This is a genomic window from Flammeovirga sp. SubArs3 (assembly GCF_947387565.1).
In the GTDB taxonomy this organism is placed as follows: domain Bacteria; phylum Bacteroidota; class Bacteroidia; order Cytophagales; family Flammeovirgaceae; genus Flammeovirga; species Flammeovirga agarivorans.
This window is the reverse complement of the sequence record NZ_CANDOA010000003.1, coordinates 713,741-735,868: the sequence shown is the minus strand read 5'-3', so window position 1 is coordinate 735,868 and position 22,128 is coordinate 713,741. Positions and strand designations below refer to the sequence as shown.

Sequence of the window (22,128 nt, the reverse complement as noted above, 5' to 3'; positions counted from 1 at the left end):
ACCCTAATTTTTTCTAATTATGAGTAAAGTAATTGAAAATGCTGCATTAAAAAATAATGCATTAGCATATATAGAAGATACAATTGATGCTGTTCCTGCTTTAACTTCTCTAAAAACTGAAGCAGCGGAACAATTTGCATCAACAGATTTTCCTTCAATCAGAGATGAAGAGTGGAAATATACTAATGTGAAGAAATTAGTTTCTTCTGAGTTTAATTTCACAACTTCATCAAAAGCAGTTACTAAAGAAGATATTGCTGATCATTTGATCGAAGGTGTTGAAGTAATGGTATTTGTTGATGGTCAGTTCAATGCTGAGTTATCAAACTATACTTCAACAGACAAGGTGACTTTCTCACCACTTTCAGAAGCTATTCAAAAAGACGAAGCATTAGTTTTATCTCATTTAGGTAAATATGCTGATGCAGGGTTACCTTTCGTAGGTATTAACACAGCTTCTATCCAAGAAGGAGTATTTGTTTACGCTAAAAGAAATGCTTTAAAAGAAGAAGCAGTTCTTATTCTAAATGTTGTTACTGCTAATCATTTAGTTGTTCAACCTAGAGTTTTAGCGATTGCTGAAGAAGGTGCTCAGTTTACTTTTGCTGAAAGAAATGTAGTATTGGGAGACAATGAAGTGCTTATCAATGCAGTTTCTGAAACAGTAGTAGCAGAAAGAGCTGTTGTAAATCATATTAAATTACAAGATGAGAATGAAAATACTCATTTAGTAACGTTATCTGAGGCACAACAAGCAGACAACTCTGTATACCATAATGTGACTATCACTACTGGTGGTAAATTGGTTAGAAATAACTTAAATATCTCACTTGGTGAGCATTGTGAAGGTCTTATGACAGGTTTATACTTATTAGATGATAAATCTTTTGTAGATAACCATACAATGGTAGATCACAAAATGCCTAACTCATATTCTAATGAGTTATACAAAGGTATTTTAAGTGGTAAATCTAAAGCAGTTTTCAATGGTAAAATCTTTGTTCGTCAGGATGCACAAAAAACAAATGCATTCCAGTCCAACAAAAACATCTTACTTTCTCCAGATGCAGTTGTGAACACAAAACCACAATTAGAGATTTGGGCCGATGATGTAAGTTGTTCACATGGTTGTACAATTGGTGCTTTAGATGAAGATCCAATGTTCTATCTAAGAGCAAGAGGTATCACTGAAGATAAAGCAAGAGCTTTATTGACATATGCTTTTGCAGGTGATGTAATCGAAAAGATCTCTAATGAGCCAATTCGTTCACTTGTAGAAAGAACTGTAGCTGAAAAAATGGGTTATCCTTTGGATTAATCTTAAGCGTATATTTTAAAAAAGGATTACTTTCTCACTTAGGAAGTAATCCTTTTTTATTTCTAGGCTGTTTTTACATTTCTATGGGTAGAAATAGCAAATGTTATTTCTCTTGTGATTTTATCTAAATCTTCTGCACTACTTTTTAAGTGGTTGACAATTTCTTTAGAAAGCATTTCATCAGAAGAATTAAAAAGCTCAATTAACCCCATTATTCTACATAGGGGACCTCTTACCTTGTGAGAATTGAGATAACAATATTTCTCAATAGCTTTATTCTGAGATTGGAGTAAAGCCTTAAGAGTATCTAATTCTCTTTTAGTCTCAGGTATTTCATTATAGTCAATGTTACTATTGCTAAGGTTGTGATGAATACTTTTCATAAACATCATAATCTCGGTTTTGAGGACTTCGATTCTATCAATTCTAGCCCTAATACTCTGGAGTAACTCCTGTTGAGTAAACGGTTTTGTGATATAATCATCCGCCATCAAATTCATTCCTTTTCGTATATCATGACGATCACTTTTTGCCGATAGAAAGATAAAAGGTACTCCAACTGCTAAAGGATTTTTTCTAAGTTCTTTAAGAAAAAGGTATCCATTCATTGCAGGCATCATAACATCACATAAAATGATGTCGGGTATTTGTTGCTTTATGATCTCTAGTGCGTCTGGCCCGCTTTCGGCCGAGAGAACTTTAAAATCATTAATTTCGAGTAAGTCAACTATGCTTTCTAGTAGGTTTTTTTCGTCGTCAATAACCAGCACTACCGTCTCGTTCATGAGAGTCAAATTTTTGGGTAAATGTTTTTCAACACTCTATTAACAGTAGTTAACCTTCGAAAAGTTTCCCTAATGCCCAATATGTGAGAAAGCAGCCCAATAATATGGGGAGGAGTAAAGACTTCCTTTGATAAGTTTAATTTTTGCCTTCTTTAAAGCTTTGGAAATATTTTCACCTTTTACTATTTCTTCGTAGAAATATTGCATTAATAGGGCAGTTGAGATGTCATCTACAGTCCAAAGTGATACGATGGAATTTTCTACTCCAGCATATTTTAAAGATCGGGAAAGTCCAATTAATCCTTCTCCTTTACTTATTTTTCCTAAACCTGTTTCACAGGCAGATAAAGTGACTAGTTTACTGTTCAATTCAAGGTTGTAAATTTCAGACGCATGAAGAAGATTTGGTTCTTCCTCTTCGCCATTTAAAAATATAAAAGATTGATTTGGGCTTTCTTCATCAACAAAACCATGAGTAGCAAAATGCAAATATTTATACCCTTGTTTAGAAGCACTTAATAAATTAGATTTTGTTGCCTTCTTATACATATAAGTGGAGGTTGACCATCCTTGTGTATTGGCAATACTTTCAATTTCTCTTACTTCAGATAATGTACCTGGAAGAGAGGAGTAAATTTCTGAGCCTGTAGAATCAGTAAAGTTTACTGGGGCGAAAAAAGCAATATTATTTCCTGATTCAGATTGTTCATTTCCTGAATCTTCAGAATAGGCTAAAGTTGCCGAAAAATTATATGCGATAGAATATTTAGTTACCATGAAAGGTAATTGATGTGCATTCATCTGGTCAATTTCGCCTAATGATTCATAGAAAAGGACCTCCATTGGAATACTATTAATCTTTCCATCGAGTAGGAAAGTCACTTTTTCAATAGCATCATTTAAGTAAAATGGAAGTAGTCTCGACGATAGATATTTGGAAGACATAAGAATGATTTCATCAAAATTGAACTTCAATCCCGATTCTAGACTTATAATTTCATCCTTAAAATCATCATCAAAAGGTTCTGTATAAATATTTAAACCTTTGTCTGTTACTAAAAATATATACAATAACTCTTCAACATCAGAAATAAAGTAACTAATCAACGCCTCATTCTTAGAGATTTTATTTGTAATGTCTTTCAATGAAATTACTGAAGCGTTGTATTTTAAATTATAATATTTAGGGTAGTCCTGCTCTAAATCACTTATTAATTCTTCAAGTGATTGTTCAGTATTAAAGAGTATGTTTTCTAAAGAATCTCTTTCTGTAATGGATGAACTTTTAATTATACCTTGTTCAATAGCACTAATCTCGTCATGCAAGCTATTTTCTTTTTCGATAAGCTCTTTAGGAATTCCTGCAAAGGTTTTTGCATTTGTGTCTTGAATAGCTTCCAAAAGAGTAGCAGATTTACTCCATTCCATAAATTGAAAGGCTTTTTCATTCCATTTATTAGCATTTACCGAAGCTATTCCTAATTCCATACTAAGTCGAATACCATCTGAATACACTGCGTTGGTAATTTCACTTAGCTTGATTTTATCTTCTTCATTTCTTAAAGTTCCTCTTACTTTATTAATTACATGGTGGGCAGCTTCTAAAGATTCAATACCAGAAGATAAGTCGTTTCTTTTTAGTGTCTTTGTAAAATGAATCTTTTCAAAAGCCTCTGCTTTTTTCTGCAAAGCTACAATATTGATAAATGGATTTAAGTAATCACTTGCCTCAGGGTTGGCTTTGGGATCTTCATTCTTGAATTGAAAACTATTTGAACAAATGGCCTTCTGATAATAATTCAGAGCAGATTTATATTCTTCCTGATCGTAACTAATATCACCTAAGTGAATGTAGATATTAGCTATTTCGGGATGTTTATCTCCAAAAGTAACTTGATATAACTGTAAAGAAAGATCATAAAATTCAAGTGCCAGATCAACTTGATTGCTTTTTAAGTATGCTTCGGCAATATATGTATAAGCAAAGGCAACATTAGGATGGTCATTAGAATATAATTTTGACCAAATACTTGCTGCTTTTTCAAAGGCTTCAATGGCTTTTGGTAGAAAATAGTTTTGTTGAAAGATTACTCCTAAATTAATATAGATAGAGGCTACACTAGGGTGGTCCTCATTTGGAAAGGCTTTTTGATACTCCTTCAATGCCTTTTCGTAATAGACCTGAGCCTTAAATGGTTCGTCACTAGAATTCACTAAGCCTAAGTTGATATTGCAATTAGCTTCTAATATGCTATCATTTAATTTTTTTGATAAAACTAAGGCTTGTTTTAAATATTCATTGGCTTCTTTTTGAGCTCCTGTCTGCCAATAAGCTATTCCTAACAAAGAATAACTTTCAATAAATAGTTTTGTGTACTCACTGTTGTTCTTGTATTCATCAAATTTTCGAATTCCTTGTAAAATGACTTGAATGGCATCATATGAAAATCCTTGATGTTCCAATAAATATCCTTTCGCATTAATAATCGCTAAATATGAAGGTTTTGATGAGACTAATAATGAATCATCACATAGACTTAATGCTTTTGTGTAGTAACTTTTTTGTCCATAGATCTTAGCTTTTAAAGCGTCAACATAATTTACATTCTGTTTATTTACGTTGACCTTATTTAGTATGTTGATTGCAGAGTCCAATTCTCCATATTCATAGAAATTCTGAGCACTTTGTAGTGAAGATTGTGCTAGAGTGATCAATGGGAATAAGTAGATATATATTAAAAAATGATATTTCATCTTAGGTATTACTAGAATTGTTGTTTAATAAAAAAGTTAACGACATAATCTCGTTGTAATCCATCAGGGTTTAGAGGTCTTTGCTGTATGGCATACGCACCTACTGCAGATAGTGTGAGTGAAGTATTTATATTGTATGAAGCTTCTAAAAGACCATTAATAGTTAAACCTTCTGAGCCAATGACTTCATAATTTCCATCTTCAATTGATTCAACATACCCAGGTTGTGGTTTATAAATACCTAGTACACTTGGAGCAATAGACCATTTTGAAGTTTTGATAGCATATTTTAAGCGCATACTAATGTCAGTTTTTCGATCAAGATGTCTTGATGAAGGAAACCAATTTAGTAAGTGTTGGTAGTATTCAGTGTTTCTCCAATAATAAGGATCATATTCATGTTCAGTTAATGCGGTCAATGGTTGTTGTATACCTAGTGAGATATGCCAAGCTTTTGATGTTAAAGCGATACCAAATAATGCATCATAAGTACCTAAAGAAGTATTGTAGATCATTGGAAGAGGTAACCCTTCATATGTCATATTTGCTTTTCCTGTAGGGACCTTACCCCCAATAACTCCTGTAAGGTTCCATTTTCCACCAGAAATTATTTGGTAAGAATAGGATAGAGTGACATCACTCATTCCTTGAGTGTCTGTAATTGGACCTGATTTGAATGAATAAGCTGTTTTAGCTTGAACACTACTTTTAGAGGAGATTTTATAATCTACTGTTAAACCTGCTCCTTGATCATAAAATTGACTTTTATACATCTGCCAATATCCATTATAGGTGATAGCAAACTTATGGTCAACAATATTACTTTTGTCTTTATCATTAGATGGATTAAGTGCTCCAGTTGAGCAAATGCCTGCATCACTACATCCTTGAGCATGTATTTGATGAAGAGATATGATTGATAAAAGAGTGACTAGAATAAAAATTCTTTTCATAGCTAAAAAGATAACTGAATTAGGGTGTATTTGAAGAGGTAGTTAGTATTTTAGTAGTTAACCTAACAAAAATTGAACGAAAATCAGTAATATGTCCAATTATTTATTTCGATTTTTTATTATAAATCTGTTATTCAGTAGTTTAACTGTTTTTTCTCAAGAGCATAAATCACCTAAATTTTTTGATGCTTCTATTGAAGATTTACAGTGGGTAGATTCAGTATGGCAGTCATTATCCAATGAAGAAAAAATTGCACAATTATTTATTGTTCCTCATTATACAAGTAGAAGTTATAAGGAAGTAGAGTTTCTAGTTCGGAAATATAATGTTGGAGGCGTTATCTTTTTTAAGGGGAAAGCGATAGATCAGGTCAATGCTGTCAATAGGTTGAATAATGTAGCAAAAACACCATTGGTATATACTTTAGATGCTGAATGGGGATTAGGGATGAGACTACCTTATGATGGTATTTCTTATCCTTATGCGATGACATTGGGTGCGTTACAAGATGATCAATTGATTTATGAGATGTCTTCACAAATTGCAAATCAATTGAAAAGAGTAGGTGTGACAGTAAGTTATGGACCTGTTGCAGATTTAAATAATAATCCATTAAACCCTGTGATAAGTTACCGTTCGTTTGGAGAGAATAGGGAAAAAGTTACTTCAAAAGCATTAGCATACATGAAGGGTTTGGAGGATCATCAAGTTTTGGCAGTTGCTAAACATTTTCCAGGTCATGGTGATACGAATGTTGATTCTCATAAATCATTACCAGTGATTCCACATTCTAGAAAAAGACTAGATTCTTTAGAATTATACCCTTTCGAGCAATTGATAAGGGAAGGAATTGGAGGCGTAATGACTGCTCATTTAGAAGTTCCTGCTTTAGATGATCAAGCCTCTTCATTGTCAACTAAAGTAATTACTGATTTATTAAGAGATTCTCTAAAGTTTGATGGAGTGATATTTACAGACGGGATCTTGATGGATGCTATCACAAAGCAGTTTCATGATTATGGAAAAGCAGATGCTCAGGCTTTGGTAGCGGGTAATGATGTAGTAGAGTTCACAAACCATATTGATAAAGCCATTAAAGAAGTGTTGTTGGCGATCAATCAGAAGAAAATATCTTGGGAACAGATCAATGAAAAGGGGTGGAGAGTATTATTGATGAAAAGATGGTTGGAGGTAGATAAACAAAAGAGGTTGTCTACAACTTCATTAAAAGCAGATCTACAACCCCAGGAAGCGAAGAAGTTGATTCAAGAAATATCTGATAAAGCGATAACCGTATTAAAGAATAGAATCCAATGTATTTCTCTTGATAGAAAAGAAAAAGTGGCAATTGTAAATATTGGTAAGTCATCAACTTTACTTAAAAAAAGACTTTCAGAGAAACAGTTTGACGTAGAATCATTTTTTTTATCTAAAAACGCTAGTTCAGAACAATTAAAACAATTGATAAGTAAATTATCTAGATTTGATGTGGTGATTACACAAGTCGGGGCATTATATATGAGTCCAGGTGTTAAGGATATTGCTGTAGAATTAGCCAAAGAAGATGAACCAATAAAAAAATCGAAATACCCTTATGGAGTAACCTATACAATGTTGAACTATTTTCATTTGATGAAAGATAAAGACCCTAAACATATTGGTGTATTTTTTGGCAATGCTTATGCAATACGATCTTTTGTGGGTATTGAAAATATAGATGGATTAATAATTGGTTATCAAGATTTACCTGAATTGAGAAAGTCAGTAGGAAAATTACTTTTAGGGGAGATAAATAGCCAAGGAAAATTACCAGTAACCATTGATCAAAGATTTAAAGAAGGATTAGGATTATAGATATGAAAAAATCGATCTACTTAATGTTTATGATGATTTCACTTTTTTCTTGTGAGGTGTCTTCATCAGATAAGAAAGAATTAAAGGAGAAGCCACTAGAAATTATTACAGGGGCTCAGCAGTTGTCAGAATATATCGATCTGTTAAAAGGAAAAAAAGTTGGGCTGCTAGTCAATCAGACCTCTCAAATTGATGGGATTCATTTAGTGGATTCTTTACAAAATTTAGGTGTCCATTTAGAAATGATATTTGCTCCTGAACATGGTTTTAGAGGTAATGCTGATGCTGGAGCACATGTTAAAGATGGTATTGACCAAAAATCAGGTGTGAAAATATTTTCTATCTATGGAAAGAATAAACGCCCAGCTCCTGAATTATTACAACAAGTTGATATTGTATTATTTGATATTCAAGATGTAGGATGCCGTTTCTATACCTACATTAGCTCAATGCATTATATGATGGAGGCTTGTGCTGAAGCTAATGTTCCATTTCTCGTTTTAGATAGACCAAATCCAAATGGAATGTATATAGATGGACCTGTATTAAATGAGAAATATAAATCATTTGTGGGCATGCATAAAATTCCAATCTTACATGGTTTAACTGTAGGTGAATTAGCTAAAATGATCAATGGAGAAAAGTGGTTAAGAGATGAAAGAACATGTGATCTTACTGTTATCAAAGTAAAAAATTATGATCACTCAATGGCTTATAGTTTGCCAGTCAAACCTTCACCAAATTTGCCAAATGATCAATCGATATTATTGTACCCATCGTTATGTTTCTTTGAAGCTACACCTGTAAGTATTGGCAGGGGTACAGATTTTCCTTTTCAGGTCATTGGTTATACAAATGAAAAATTGGGGGAATTCACTTTTACCCCAAGATCTATAAAAGGAGCGGCTACGAATCCTGTATTAAAAGGGGAGGAATGTTTTGGACAAGATCTTAGAACGGTCAAGAAAGGAGGACTAGATCTATCTTATATTGTTGATTGGAATAAGAAGTTCTTATCGATGGAGCAAAAGTCAGTGATCTCGAAAGAAAAATGGATGGATTTACTTTGCGGAACAGATCAAGTAAGGATCATGATTAATGAAGGGAAGTCTATTGAAGAAATAAAGTTGTCATGGATTGAAGAGTTGAATATATATAAAACGTTAAGAGAAAAGTATATTTTATATCATGATTAATACTTCCTTTGTATGACAAAATTTGATATTTGACTGATTTCATTTAACTTACTTCTTAATCAGCTTTTTCAGTTTATACAATTACTAACTCTTTGCTTCACTATGAGCAACACTCTTGTAAACTTAAGAGGGATGACAGACCCTCTTGCAGACAATCTGATCCAAACATACATCCAAAACAATGGCATCAATAAGATTAACGAACTTTTTGAAACCATAACCACTAATAATGAAATTAGTGAAATTAAAGATGATGCTTTAAGAGACTTTTTTGAGAAAAGTTCAGTTGAAATCCTATCTGATAATGTCGATCATGATTTAATTGATCAAGGGCAAAAGTTTTTCGAAAAACATGGGCCTATTCTTTCTTTAATGCTGCTTTGTAAATCGCTACCTGCAACTTATTCATGTGGAAATGGTGCTGAAGTTGTTTACCGTACTGGTCGCTTTATGGAGAGTAAAAGAAAGGGACTAGAACCATTTATCAACCGATTAATGGAAACTGCTCAGTTTGTTATCAATGTAATGTCTCAGGATGGAATGGATTCAGAGGGTAGTGGATTGGTAACAGCTAAAAAAGTAAGATTAATGCATGCTTCGATACGTTATTATTTGAAGCACAGTAATCATGTTTCCTGGGATACTGAAGAGTTAGGTGAACCCATTAATCAAGAAGATATGTTGGGGACTCTTTTGTCATTTTCAGTATTTCCTGTTCAAGGATTAGAGCAATTGGGAATTACTGTATCTGATGAAGAGAAGAAAGCTTACTATTATACATGGAAATTAGTAGGTCTTGTAATGGGTGTAGAACCATCAATTATTCCTGAAACTTTTGATGAAGGAGCTGTTACTGGACAAAAAATCTTAGAAGAACAGCGAAAGCCAACAGAAGGAGGAAAAATACTTACAAAATCATGTGTTGATTTCTTGAAGGCTGCAACACCGGGGACTCATTATGATGATTTCCCAGAAGCATTTATGCACTTTTTATTAGGTGATGAAATTTGTGAAACAGTAGGAATTGAAACACACACTTCATTTACCTCAAAGGTGTTTATTAGAACGCTTTCAAAAGTGTTACAAATCTTCGATCAAGGAAAAGATGAGTCAGCATTACTTTGCGAAATTACCGAAACATTTAATGTTTTTCTACTTCAACACATGTTGGATTTCTACTATAAAGAAAAGGAAGTAGAATTCAATATTCCACCTTCATTAAAGAAAAACTGGATCGCACCAAAAGCTAAAAAAGAATACGAAAATATTTTTTCGACAAAAACTATATTTAACTACAGAATAACCTTACAAAAACTAATTTAAAAAATGGAACAAACAACTGAATGGATTAATCTAACAGATTATACTGTAACGCAGCAAGTCTTATTTTTTCTTGATGCAATTTTTTGGGCTGTTACATATATTCTAGTCATTTATAATGCTAAAAAATATAAATTCTTTGGTATACCTGCAGAAGCAGCTGTAGCGAATATTGCTTGGGAATTTATGTTTAGTTTTGTCTATACTACAGAACTAGGTCAATTATTTGTTTGGGGTATTCGTTTGTGGTGGATCACAGATGTAATCATGATTATATATTTCCATAAGTATGGAGCAAAACAAGTAAGAGTGCCTTTAATAAAGAAATATTTTAATATGACTTCCGTTATTGGATTTGTATTCTGGTGTCTGATCATTTATGGTTGGGTTGAACAATATGGTGACCCAATTGGTGCAGGTACAGGATATGTCCTTAATATTATTATGTCCACACTGTTTATTTTCCTAATCTTAGCTCATCCAGAAGAAAAGGCATTGAATTTATCTATTGCTTTATGGAAAGGCTTTGGAACAGTATTCGTAGGTGTTGGAATTTTTTTAGGAGATACAGCATCTCCATTTGTTGTGATTATTGCCGCTATTACTTTCGCTTTAGACATGTTCTATGCTTGGCTTACTGTAAATAAAGACAAGATTAAAGCATGGAAAAAGAAAGAGTTTTCTACTGAAAAAGATATATGGGAAGAAGAAGCCTTGGTGTAAATTTCATTTTATTTTTTCACCTAATTATTAGCATTTCTCTATCAGCAAAAGATAGAGAAATGCTGCAAATTATACATTCAAATGTTTTAATGACGGCCTCAGATGAAACTGAGCCTTTTGCATTAGAAAATGATTTAGATAGTTTTCTACCTTATGACTACGGGGATGTGACTTCTGAAATAGAAAACTATTGGATTAAATTTGATGTCCAGAATTTAAAAGACAGTGTTTATTCAGGACAGCTTTCATACAGCTACTTTGATCATCTGATTTTATACAAACAGGTAGATCAGCATACTTTTACCAAAGTGGCTGAAGGTGGAATTCTATATCCTAACATCAAAAAGAACTTTTTATACCGAGGGTATACTTTTCTTCCAATCGATTTGAAACCAAAAGAAAAGGCGACATATTATTTAAGATGCTCACAGTTTGATAGACCATTTTTTGAGTTTCAAGCCCTTCCTCAAGACCTTACTATAATAGAGACAAGTGAAGTGAAAAAGCAGATAGACTATCTGAATAGTTTTATCTACTTATTCCTAGGTGCAATGATTTTAATGATCTTGTACAATATGGGGCTCTATTTTATGGTAAAAGATAAAGGTTACATTTATTACTCTATGCATGTTTTAAGTGTTGCTCTATTCAATTTTACCATATCTGGAAAAGTTATTAATTATCTAGAGACTGCAGAGCACTACCAACAATTAAACCATTGGCTAGGTTTTTCTTCAGCGGCTTTGTTTATCCTCTTCTCGCAGACATTACTTAATATAAAAGAGAATTATCCGAGATTATTTCTGGTGTCTAACCTAACTCTGGTTGGGTTGATGATACTTAATATTCTTGTGATTTTCGAATTGTATTTCATTATTACTCCATTAGGGACTATAATGATCAATTTGACTTATCTTCCGATGATTTATATCGCCAATAAGGAAAGGAAAAGAAGCATTACTGCCCGATATTTCTTTTATGGTGTTTTGATCAATTTTATCTTCATCACATTACATACATTAGAAGTATTTGAATTGATTCCTCCGTTATTTGGTATTAGATCTGTTCCTACACTATTAATAGGGGCTTGCATAGAACAGGTGATTTTCTCTCTAAGTTTAGGTGCTAAGATTAATGATACTCAATTAAAACTTCATCAATTAATCATAGAGCAAAATCAGATGCTTGAGAGGGAAGTATCTATTAGAACAAAAGATTTAGAAGAGACAAAAGAAGAATTAGAAATCCAGAATGAAACATTATCTGGAATGAATAAGCAGTTAGCTTCACAGAATGATCAAATTTTGTCATCAATCAATTATGCCAAAAGGATACAAGAAGCATCATTGCCAAATATAGATAAGCTTGAAGAAGAAATTGGGGATACTTGTCTATTGTATATGCCAAGGGATACCGTTTCTGGAGACTTTTACTGGTATAAGAAAGTGGGAGAGCGCATCATTATCATTATTGCAGATTGTACTGGGCATGGTGTTCCTGGAGCATTAATGAGTATTTTAGGTATACAAAAAATTGAATTTATAGTTAATGAATTGTCAGAGACAGATCCACATAAAATATTAGAAAGACTTGATATTGAGGTGAAATATGCTTTAAATCAGCAATCAACTAATTTAACTGATGGGATGGATGCCGCAGTTTGTGTTATTGATAAAAAAGAAGAAAAGATCTTATTCTCTGGTGCGAAAAACCCTATGATCTATTTTAAAAATGATCAATTAAAACGAATTAAAGGGTCAAGAAACTCTATTGGTGGCGAAATGAATTTTATTCATGATCCATTTAGTACATCAGAGGTTTGCTATAAGGATAGTGATGTTCAGATTTATATGTTTTCAGATGGTTACCAAGACCAATTTGGTGTCAATGGAAAAAAGTATATGTCTAAGCATTTTAGAACACTTTTATCAACAATTTTTAACTTACCTCTTAAAAGACAAGAGGAAAGGCTTAAAGAGGAATTTAACACTTGGACAGGTAGAGGTACTGTTAACCAAGTAGATGATGTTCTTGTTTTTGGTGCTCTATTGAAAACAAACGCTAATATGAATTAAAATTATCCTTTGTTAACTTAAAACCATGTCCTGCTAACACCGTGTTGCGTTCATTAAAAGGTAGTTAAAAAAATAAAAAATTATCAACTATCATTTACTATGAATTATACAGCAGAAATACAAGGAATGTGTCCTTTGGCACAGATGGGAGGAAATGCTCATATGAATGCCCCAATACCCGTAGAAGGACGAATGGTTCATGCAAAAGATGTTACTGATATTTCTGGATTATCACATGGTGTTGGTACATGTGCTCCTCAACAAGGAGCATCTAAGCTGACAATTAACGTTAAAGATGGAATTATTGAAGAATGTCTTATTGAGACAGTAGGTTGTTCTGGAATGACTCATTCAGCAGCAATGGCTTCAGAAATATTACCCGGAAAAACAATACTAGAAGCATTAAATACCGATTTAGTTTGTGATGCCATTAATGTGGCGATGAGAGAAATATTTATGCAATTTGTGTATGGTAGAACACAATCTGCATTTTCAGAAGGTGGATTGCCAGTAGGAGCAGGCTTAGAAGATTTAGGAAAAGGTTTAAGATCTCAAGTAGGAACAACTTACGGAACAAAAGCTAAAGGTGTTAGATATTTAGAAGTTGCCGAAGGTTATGTGACAAAGTTAGCAGTAGACGAGAACGACGAAGTAATCGGATATTCTTTTGTCCACTTAGGTAAGATGATGGAAATGATCAAGAAAGGTTTGGATGCCAATGAAGCTATGGAAAAAGCAAAAGGTACCTATGGCCGTTTCGATGAGGCAGAAAAATATATTGACCCTCGCGAAAACTAAATTTCATTTCAAATTATTTCTAACATTAAAAAAATACGATCATGGCTTTATTCGAAGGATACGAAAGAAGAATCAATAATATAAATGAAGTAGTTACACAATACGAGTTGGGATCATTGGAAGATGCTAAAAAATTAGTAGAAGAAAATGGTGTCGATGTTTATAACATTGTAACAGAAACACAACCCATAGCTTTCGAAAATGCAAAGTGGGCATATATTTTAGGTGCAGCTATCGCAATTAAAAAAGGACAAACTAAGGCGAAAGATATTGCAGAAAGTTTAGGAGAAGGCATCCAAGCTTTTTGTATTCCAGGTTCTGTTGCAGATCAAAGAAAAGTAGGGATAGGACATGGTAATTTAGCAGCAAGATTGTTAAATGAAGAAACAGAATGTTTTGCATTCTTGGCCGGTCATGAGTCTTTTGCTGCCGCTGAAGGTGCTATTAAAATTGCACTATCTGCTAATAAAGTAAGAAAACATCCTTTAAGAGTAATGCTTAATGGACTTGGGAAAGATGCCGCTTATCTTATCTCAAGAATCAATGGTTTCACTTATGTGAAAACTCAAATGGATTATACGACTGGACAATTAAATATTTTAGAAGAAAGACGTTTTTCTAAAAGTCCTAGAGGTGAGGTGAAATGTTATGGTGCTGATGATGTACGAGAAGGTGTATCTATCATGCATTTAGAAAATGTTGATGTTTCTATTACCGGTAATTCAACTAACCCAACGCGTTTCCAACACCCTGTGGCAGGAACTTATAAAAAAGAACGTTATGAATTAGGTAAGAAATATTTCTCTGTAGCTTCTGGTGGAGGTACAGGTAGAACACTTCACCCAGATAATGTTGGTGCAGGTCCTGCTTCATATGGTTTAACTGATACTATGGGGCGTATGCACTCTGACGCACAGTTTGCAGGTTCATCTTCTGTACCTGCCCATGTAGAAATGATGGGGCTAATTGGTATGGGTAACAATCCTATGGTAGGTGCTTCTGTAGCAGTTGCCGTTGCTTTACAAGAAGCTTTTACTGCAGCAGCAGTGTAGTAAAACTTGTAGATTAATAAAAAGGGCCGTAGATAATTCTAAATATCTGCGGCCCTTTTTTTACTTTATTGTAGAGTAATGAGCAAAAATTTCTTCTAAGTCTTTTTTGTCTTTAACTTTCAATTTATTTGATTTAGCAAACTTCTGCATTTCTGCTTTCTTATCACCAAATACTGAATAAAAATTTTTTCCTTTTGTTGAAATCTCAGTTAAAGAATTTCCGTTATCATAGTACAACTTTGTGCTAGTCCATTTATACTCATCTTTTATATCTTCACTATAGGAGTTGGAATTCTGTTCATCTTTCTTGTGAAATTTCTTCACTCTATAGCGGTAAACGTTAAATGTTTCTCCTTTGAATATTATTTCAAGATATGTAGGTTTATTATTCAGCAGTTTCTTCTCAAAGGATATAATTTCATTATCGTTATCCGTCCAACCAAAACGATTGATCTGTTTTTTGTCGACAATAATTACATTGTCTTCACTTTTCCTAACCAAGACTTCATCTTTATAAGCATCGTATTTGATTAGAATATCATCATAATGCTCGCCCCCTAAAATAGTGACAAATCCTGTAGACCACTCATCGGTGTAAAAAGGAGATCCTTTAAAATTTGCAGCACTGTTCTGATAAAGAAGGTCTGTGTTGAGGTGGTCAGGGTCTACAAGGTCATACAAGTTAGTGTTTGAAGTTACTTGAGCTTGTACTAGTGTTGAAAAAAGAGTGACCAAAAAGGTGATGGATAGTGTTAGTTTCATTTGATTAATAATTAAGTTAAACCTTAAATTGTTTTAGTTTAATTTATTAAGGTTATTGTAAAATATTTTTCGAATATAATATACATTATTCATTTACAAAGAAACAAACTATCATATTCAGTCCAAATGACATCTACACAGGTATTTTTTGTAATATTTTTTTACTTTTTATTACTCTTACTCATCTCTTATTTAACAGCAGAAAAAGGAGAGAATCAATCAAAAAGCTTTTTTACAGCCAATAGAAGTTCAAAATGGTATTTAGTTGCTTATGGTATGGTAGGCGCTACATTATCTGGGGTGACATTTATATCTGTGCCTGGAACCGTCGGTAAATCAGGTTGGAGTTATCTCCAATTTATGATGGGTAATATGTTCGGCTACGCTATCATTGCTTACGTCCTTATACCTTTGTTTTATAGTAAGAAACTAATTAGTATTTATGAGTATCTGAAAGAACGTTTTGGGATGACTAGTTATAAGACAGGTTCTTTTTTCTTTTTGGTATCTCAAACTATTGGAGCAGCATTTCGCCTCTATTTGGCGGTGATGGTTTTACAATTGGCCTTTTTCAATGATTATAACATGCCTTTTTGGGTATCGGTTTTAAGTACTATTTTATTGATATGGCTATATACTTTTAAAGGAGGTATTAAAACTATTGTTTGGACAGATACTTTACAGACTACTTTTCTTCTTTTAGCAGCAATTTGGACAATTTATACTATTACAAATGAACTTGGAATGACACCAAGCTCTATGGTTAAGACTATCTCAATGAGCCAAATGTCTGATATTTTTGTGTGGGATTGGAAAGCAAGTAACTTCTTTTGGAAACAGTTTTTCGCAGGTATTTTTATCACAATTTCTATGAATGGATTAGATCAAAATATTATGCAGAAAAACCTTACTTGTACTAATGTAAAAGAAGCTCAGAAAAATGTACTTTGGTTTGCTTTAGCCTTTTTTGTCGCTACTGTAATTTTTCTATCAGTAGGAGTATTATTGTATGAGTATGCTTTTGCAAATAATATTCGAATCTCAGAAAGAACGGATGAACTTTACCCTACATTAGCTTTAAACTACTTTGGTATGTTTACAGCTGTAGTTTTCTTATTAGGTATCATTGCGGCGGCTTTTTCTAGTGCGGATTCGGCATTAACAGCATTAACAACATCATTTTGTGTAGATTTCTTAAACATGGGAGACTCACGAAATTCTAATAAGAAAAGGAAGATAGTGCATATCATGTTTAGCTTTATCTTATTTCTAGTGATCGTTGTCTTTAGAGCCATTAATGATGATAGTGTCGTCACGGATGTATTTAAAGCGGCAGGGTATACATATGGTCCTCTACTTGGGCTGTTTGCATTTGGCCTTTTTACAAAGCGAAAAGTAAGAGATTCCAAAGTGATCTTTATTTGTTTATTGTCACCTGTCATATCCTATATCTTAAATATCTATTCTATAGATCTATTAGCTGGGTATAAATTTGGTTTCGAGATCTTACTTGTCAATGCAAGTTTTACTGTGTTGGGGCTGTTGCTTATTTCAGATAAGAAATAGTGCATTTCATATGAATACGTTTGCTGTTTGTCGAAAATAAGTGTTTAAAATACCTGATTACTTATTTTTGTAATCAATACACTTTTTGTATTTCGTTAAGCGATTCATGCGTTTTTCGAATTGAGATAAATGAAATGATATTCCACTAACATGAAAACTTCCGAACGTATTCTTTCTTTGGATATTTATAGAGGGTTAACAGTAATACTAATGATCCTAGTAAATAACCCTGGTACTTGGTCTGCGATCTATCCACCATTTCAACATGCTCATTGGCATGGGTGTACTCCAACTGATCTTGTATTTCCCTTTTTTCTATTTATTGTCGGTGTGTCCATTAGCTTTTCTATGACGAAAGTGAAACAGGATCCTGTGAAGAAAAATTTGGCAATGCGTAAAGGGATTTGGAGAGGGATGAAGTTAATAGGAATTGGTTTATTCCTTGGTTTATTTCCATTCTTCGATTTTGCAGAAATGAGAATTCCGGGAGTATTACAAAGGATAGGGTTAGTTTTTATATTTGCTAGTGCGATGTTTCTGTACTTGAGCAGAAGAAACATTTTCATACTATTCCTTGTGATCATGTTGGGTTACTGGGGTATGATTACATTAATTCCTGTACCCGGCTATGGAGCACCAAATTTGGATGATCCTAACGGAGTGATTTCAGCCTATATTGATAACATCATATTAAATGGTCATATGTGGTCTGGTACAAAGACATGGGACCCAGAAGGTTTAGTGACGACACTTCCAGCAATAGGAACAGCAATTCTAGGATTGTTTGCAGGAGGATTAATTAAGAATAAACCGAAATCCGAAGTTGTCAAATTGTTAGTGGGCTATGGTGTCGTTTTAACTGCCATAGGTTATTTGTGGGGGGTAGTTTTTCCAATAAATAAAAGTCTTTGGACGTCTACTTACGTCCTTTTCACAGGTGGACTTGGTTTTATATCTCTTGGGGTTTCTTACTGGGTATTTGATGTATTAAAGAAAGGGAGAAATTTAGTATTAATCCCTCAAGCATTTGGTTTAAACCCAATGGCTGCTTATGTATTATCTGAATTAACGGCAAGATTAATCGGAGTTATTCCTGTAGGTGAGACCACAGTTAAAGGCTTTTTATTTAGTTTGATAGCTGGAACAGGAATTCCATTAGAAATGGCCTCACTGATCTTCTCAATTTTATATATCTGTTTAATGACTATTCCAATTCTATATTTATATAGAAAGAAGATTGTGATAAAAGTATAATTAAAAAAGGGTTGTTTTCAGAATAAGAAAACAACCCTTTTTTATATATTCTTGGAATAGAATTACCTTATTGATTTACAATATTGAATGTGTCTCTTGCAATCATTACTTCTTCATTAGTAGGAATAACAGCAACTCTTACTTTTGCATCATCATGAGAAATGTCTGCTTCAACACCCATTGTTGCATCGTTTTTATCATGATTGATTTTAATACCTAAACCATCAAGTCCTTTAAGAATTTCTCTTCTTGCTAGAGCTGAATTTTCACCAATACCACCTGTGAAGATGATTGTATCAATTCCACCTAAAGCAGCGATATATGTACCAATGTATTTCTTAACATCATAATGGAACATTTTTAATGCTAATTCAGCATCTTCGTTTCCTTTTTCGGCAGCCAAAGAAACATCTCTATAATCAGAAGAAATACCTGAGATACCTAATAGGCCTGATTTTTTATTGATTAGTGTAGATACGCCATGCATATCTAAATCTTCATGGTCAGCAATAAATGGAATAGCACCCGGATCAATAGAACCACAACGAGTACCCATCATTAAACCATCAGTAGGAGAGAATCCCATAGAAGTTTCGATAGATTCTCCATTTTTAATGGCAGCCAAAGAACCTCCATTTCCAAGGTGACAGGTAATTACATTTTCAGTTCTATCATCACCGTAAATTTCTTTTGCTCTTAAAGAAACGTATTGATGACTTGTACCGTGGAAACCATATTTTCTTAAACCGTATTTTTTATAGAATTCGATTGGTAGTGCATAAATAGCTCTATGCTCAGGAATACTATGATGGAAAGCGGTGTCAAAAACAGCTACTTGAGGAATGCCAGGGATGGCTAATTCCATTGCTTCTACACCTTTAATGTTTGCTGGATTGTGTAATGGAGCTAATTCCACACAAGCTTCAATACCATGCATAACATCATCATTGATCATAACACTTTTTGAGAAAGCTTGGCCGCCATGAACAATTCTATGTCCAACAGCCGAGATTTCGTCTAAACTTGAAATAATGTTTAGTTTTTCGTCGGTAATGATGCTTAGTAAAAATTCTATTCCCTTGGCGTGGTTAGGGATATTTAGTTTAATGACTTCTTTTTTGTCTGCAGCGTTCTTTACAGTAATTGATGCATCTTTCAGTCCTATCTTTTCAATTAAACCTTTACCAATTACATTTTCAGAAGGCATGTCAATTAGTTGGAATTTAATAGAAGAACTTCCAGAGTTAAGTATGAGAATTTTCACAATCGAATTTTTAAAATGATATAATTTTTCGTTGTGAACAATATCCTAAGATATCGGTTATTTTTTGGCAATAAAAGTCACCATTTTAGATATATTATTTTTTCTTATAACTCTAAAATGGTGACTTTTTTCATCTATAAATGCTATACTATGTTATGCTTTTATTTTAACGCCCATAAGTAATACATCATCAATCTGCTTCTCATTGTTTTTGTCTTTCCAACTTTCGAAGAACTTGATAAATGCATCATGTTGGACTTTCATAGGTTTTTGTGACAGCATCAATATTAACTCTTTTAATCTTTTAATAGAGATCTTCTTGTTATGATCGCCACCAAATTGATCTTGGAACCCATCAGAGAAAAGGTAGAAGCTACTTTCCTCAGTTAATGGAATACTATGTTCTTTAATTTGAATCTTTTTATGATTGCTTCCTAAGTTAAATCGATCTCCTTTAATTGAGAATAACTTATTGTTCTGTACAAAAACTAATGGAGTATGTGTACCTGCAAAAGTGACCTTCTTTTCTTTTCTGTCCCAAACAAGAACACCCATGTCCATTCCGTCATTCATTAAAGCATCTTCTTGTGAGGTAAGAGATTGAATGTTTTGATGCATCTCAATAAGAATTCTAGCAGGAGAGGTGATTTTCTTAAGGTTGATGATTTTATCCAAGTAACCTCCGCCCAAAACAGACATTAATGCTCCAGGAACTCCATGTCCTGTACAATCTGCTGCTATTAAGACTACTTTATCTTCTTTTGTGTTTTCTGTTACCCAATAAAAATCACCTGAAATAGTATGTTTTGGACGATACATGATGAAGTGATCTTCAAAAAATGTATCAAAGTCTTTATTCTGAGGAAGAATTGTTTTCTGAATCCTCTGAGCATAATTAATACTATCTTGAAGACTCTTAGTTACCACTTCTAATTTCTTATTTTTAATTTCCATCATATCCCTTTGAGCAGCAATTTCTTCATTGATTTGCTCAAGTTCTGTGTTGGTTTCAAGCATCTGATCATTCATACTTTGAAGCTCTTCTGCTTGGGAAGTGACTTCCTCATTTTTTATTTCTAATTGATTAGCCTGAGTTTCTAATTCTTCGGTTTTTTCTTCTAATTCTGTTGTCGCTTCTTGTAGCTCTAATGTTCTTTCAACAACCTTTGCCTCTAATGTTACTTTAGCTTTCGCTTCCATATCAAGCATTTGCTTAATGGCTTCATTCTTTTGCTCTCTATAAACAGCGTATTTTTTACTTAAAGCAGTAAATAGAAGTGGAGCCATAAATAAATCACCAAATTCTAACGCATGTTGAGTAAAGAATGTATCAGGAAGGTGTCCTGTAGCAAATCCAACAAAAATCATTAAACCGAAAATATACACCGACCAAGCAGAGATATAGTATCTAGCATTTCGTTGTCCTTTATTATAAGCAATGATACCTAGAGTTAAGGCTGAAATACTAAAAGGAATAGCCGTTGCTGTTACTAGTTTAATAGCAGCATAATATGATAAAAATACTGATGTAATGATGGTTGCTATCGATAACGTAAATCCAAAAATATTTAGATAAAAGGCAGCTTTAGATAATTTCCTTGTTTTTAGGAAATATAAATTAAACATCGATTCACCTAGCATCCATAATGCAATGGATAACGGAGTGATCATATTGGCCATTACCGGTGATGTTGGAAATAAATATTGGAAAGTGTGTCCCGTTAGTGAAAACGTAAACATTATTTTCGCCACTAAAGGAAGTGGGAAAATTAAATACGACCAATCTCTAGTTGGAAGGAAAGTAACAATACTTAAAATACAAAGCATGGCTAAGATACCAAGTAGAATGCCATAAGTTACTTCATACTTAGAGTTTACTTCTGCATATTTCCAAGGTTGGTATAGGTTAACCGGTAACTTTACAATACCATTTGTTTTTACTCTAAAATAAATGGTAGCCGATTCCAAGTTTTCTAGTGCAACTGGAAACAGATAATTGTGGTGGTCAATGGGTCTTTCCGAATAGTTTACATGGTCTCCTGTTAAGTGGTGATCCACAAGCTTTTCGTTCTTTACCAGATAAAACTCTAATTCATCCAAAGGGGCATAAGCAACTTCAACGAGCCATTCTCTGTATTGGTCGTCTTTATTTTGGATGTCTACTTTTGCCCAATATGAACCCGTACCATATTCAAATGATAGATTGTCAGTACTGTTCCAAGATGTGAACTTATTGAAAGCAGGGCTTGATATTTGATCAAATTGCAATGAATTGTCTTGATCAATATAAAAGAAAATGTTTTTTGCCGCATTTACGGACGACTTTTTCTCGCTTAATGTTAGAATATCCTCTGCGTAGCCTCCGAATGTCGTGTACGGTATTATGATACCGAGAAAGATGAAAGAAATTAAAATTCTCATGAGCTAGTGAATGATCTTGAAATGAAGTTTAA

At 33.4% G+C, this 22,128-nt stretch carries 16 protein-coding genes; 10 read left to right on the top strand and 6 right to left on the bottom strand.

Annotated features, from left to right (window positions below; genetic code table 11):
* Positions 1-19 precede the first annotated feature (19 nt).
* Positions 20-1,318 (top strand): Fe-S cluster assembly protein SufD, encoded by a 1,299-nt coding sequence (gene sufD / locus QL232_RS12100; protein ID WP_168883412.1) that lies wholly within the window; start codon positions 20-22, stop codon positions 1,316-1,318.
* Positions 1,319-1,380: 62 nt separating this feature from the next.
* Here the strand turns inward: sufD and QL232_RS12095 are convergent, their stop codons facing one another.
* The 3 genes from QL232_RS12095 to QL232_RS12085 all read right to left on the bottom strand — a co-directional run bounded on the left by QL232_RS12095 (position 1,381) and on the right by QL232_RS12085 (position 5,810).
* Entirely contained in the window at positions 1,381-2,103 is a 723-nt protein-coding gene (locus QL232_RS12095) for a response regulator (RefSeq protein WP_168883411.1), read from the bottom strand.
* A gap of 69 nt (positions 2,104-2,172) precedes the next feature.
* Positions 2,173-4,857: a CHAT domain-containing tetratricopeptide repeat protein gene (locus tag QL232_RS12090; RefSeq protein WP_281614314.1), complete on the bottom strand. Its 2,685-nt coding sequence runs from the start codon at positions 4,855-4,857 to the stop codon at positions 2,173-2,175.
* 11 nt (positions 4,858-4,868) lie between these two features.
* Complete coding sequence (locus tag QL232_RS12085; RefSeq protein ID WP_281614313.1) at positions 4,869-5,810, bottom strand: hypothetical protein; 942 nt, start codon at positions 5,808-5,810, stop codon at positions 4,869-4,871.
* A gap of 91 nt (positions 5,811-5,901) precedes the next feature.
* On the opposite strand from QL232_RS12085, the gene QL232_RS12080 reads away from it, so the two are divergent.
* The 7 genes from QL232_RS12080 to QL232_RS12050 all read left to right on the top strand — a co-directional run bounded on the left by QL232_RS12080 (position 5,902) and on the right by QL232_RS12050 (position 14,829).
* Positions 5,902-7,665: a glycoside hydrolase family 3 protein gene (locus QL232_RS12080; protein ID WP_281614312.1), complete on the top strand. Its 1,764-nt coding sequence runs from the start codon at positions 5,902-5,904 to the stop codon at positions 7,663-7,665.
* Between the two features lie 2 nt (positions 7,666-7,667).
* The gene (locus QL232_RS12075; protein ID WP_281614311.1) at positions 7,668-8,861 is read left to right on the top strand and encodes a DUF1343 domain-containing protein; all 1,194 of its coding nucleotides are present in this window, start codon (positions 7,668-7,670) and stop codon (positions 8,859-8,861) included.
* A gap of 102 nt (positions 8,862-8,963) precedes the next feature.
* Positions 8,964-10,184: an oxygenase MpaB family protein gene (locus tag QL232_RS12070; protein WP_281614310.1), complete on the top strand. Its 1,221-nt coding sequence runs from the start codon at positions 8,964-8,966 to the stop codon at positions 10,182-10,184.
* A gap of 3 nt (positions 10,185-10,187) precedes the next feature.
* On the top strand, positions 10,188-10,904 hold the full coding sequence (locus QL232_RS12065) for a hypothetical protein (protein WP_281614309.1): 717 nt from the start codon (positions 10,188-10,190) through the stop codon (positions 10,902-10,904).
* 59 nt (positions 10,905-10,963) lie between these two features.
* The gene (locus QL232_RS12060) at positions 10,964-12,979 is read left to right on the top strand and encodes a 7TM diverse intracellular signaling domain-containing protein (protein WP_281614308.1); all 2,016 of its coding nucleotides are present in this window, start codon (positions 10,964-10,966) and stop codon (positions 12,977-12,979) included.
* A gap of 99 nt (positions 12,980-13,078) precedes the next feature.
* Positions 13,079-13,777 carry a hypothetical protein gene (locus QL232_RS12055; protein WP_168883403.1) on the top strand — a complete coding sequence of 233 codons (699 nt, stop codon included), beginning with the start codon at positions 13,079-13,081 and terminating at the stop codon, positions 13,775-13,777.
* Between the two features lie 41 nt (positions 13,778-13,818).
* Positions 13,819-14,829 carry a GGGtGRT protein gene (locus QL232_RS12050; protein WP_281614307.1) on the top strand — a complete coding sequence of 337 codons (1,011 nt, stop codon included), beginning with the start codon at positions 13,819-13,821 and terminating at the stop codon, positions 14,827-14,829.
* 60 nt (positions 14,830-14,889) lie between these two features.
* Here the strand turns inward: QL232_RS12050 and QL232_RS12045 are convergent, their stop codons facing one another.
* Positions 14,890-15,591, bottom strand: coding sequence for a hypothetical protein (locus QL232_RS12045; protein WP_281614306.1), 702 nt, complete (start codon positions 15,589-15,591; stop codon positions 14,890-14,892).
* Between the two features lie 126 nt (positions 15,592-15,717).
* Between QL232_RS12045 and QL232_RS12040 the strand changes: the two genes are divergently transcribed.
* Positions 15,718-17,157 carry a sodium:solute symporter gene (locus QL232_RS12040; RefSeq protein WP_281614305.1) on the top strand — a complete coding sequence of 480 codons (1,440 nt, stop codon included), beginning with the start codon at positions 15,718-15,720 and terminating at the stop codon, positions 17,155-17,157.
* A 150-nt stretch (positions 17,158-17,307) separates the two neighbouring features.
* The gene (locus QL232_RS12035; protein ID WP_281614304.1) at positions 17,308-18,411 is read left to right on the top strand and encodes a heparan-alpha-glucosaminide N-acetyltransferase domain-containing protein; all 1,104 of its coding nucleotides are present in this window, start codon (positions 17,308-17,310) and stop codon (positions 18,409-18,411) included.
* A gap of 67 nt (positions 18,412-18,478) precedes the next feature.
* On the opposite strand, the gene QL232_RS12030 is transcribed toward QL232_RS12035, so the two are convergent.
* Together QL232_RS12030 and QL232_RS12025 are read right to left on the bottom strand one after the other, a co-directional pair.
* Positions 18,479-19,675, bottom strand: a complete 1,197-nt coding sequence (locus QL232_RS12030) for an acetate kinase (RefSeq protein ID WP_281614303.1) — start codon at positions 19,673-19,675, stop codon at positions 18,479-18,481.
* A 153-nt stretch (positions 19,676-19,828) separates the two neighbouring features.
* Positions 19,829-22,096: a 7TM-DISM domain-containing protein gene (locus QL232_RS12025; protein ID WP_281614302.1), complete on the bottom strand. Its 2,268-nt coding sequence runs from the start codon at positions 22,094-22,096 to the stop codon at positions 19,829-19,831.
* Positions 22,097-22,128: the final 32 nt, after the last annotated feature.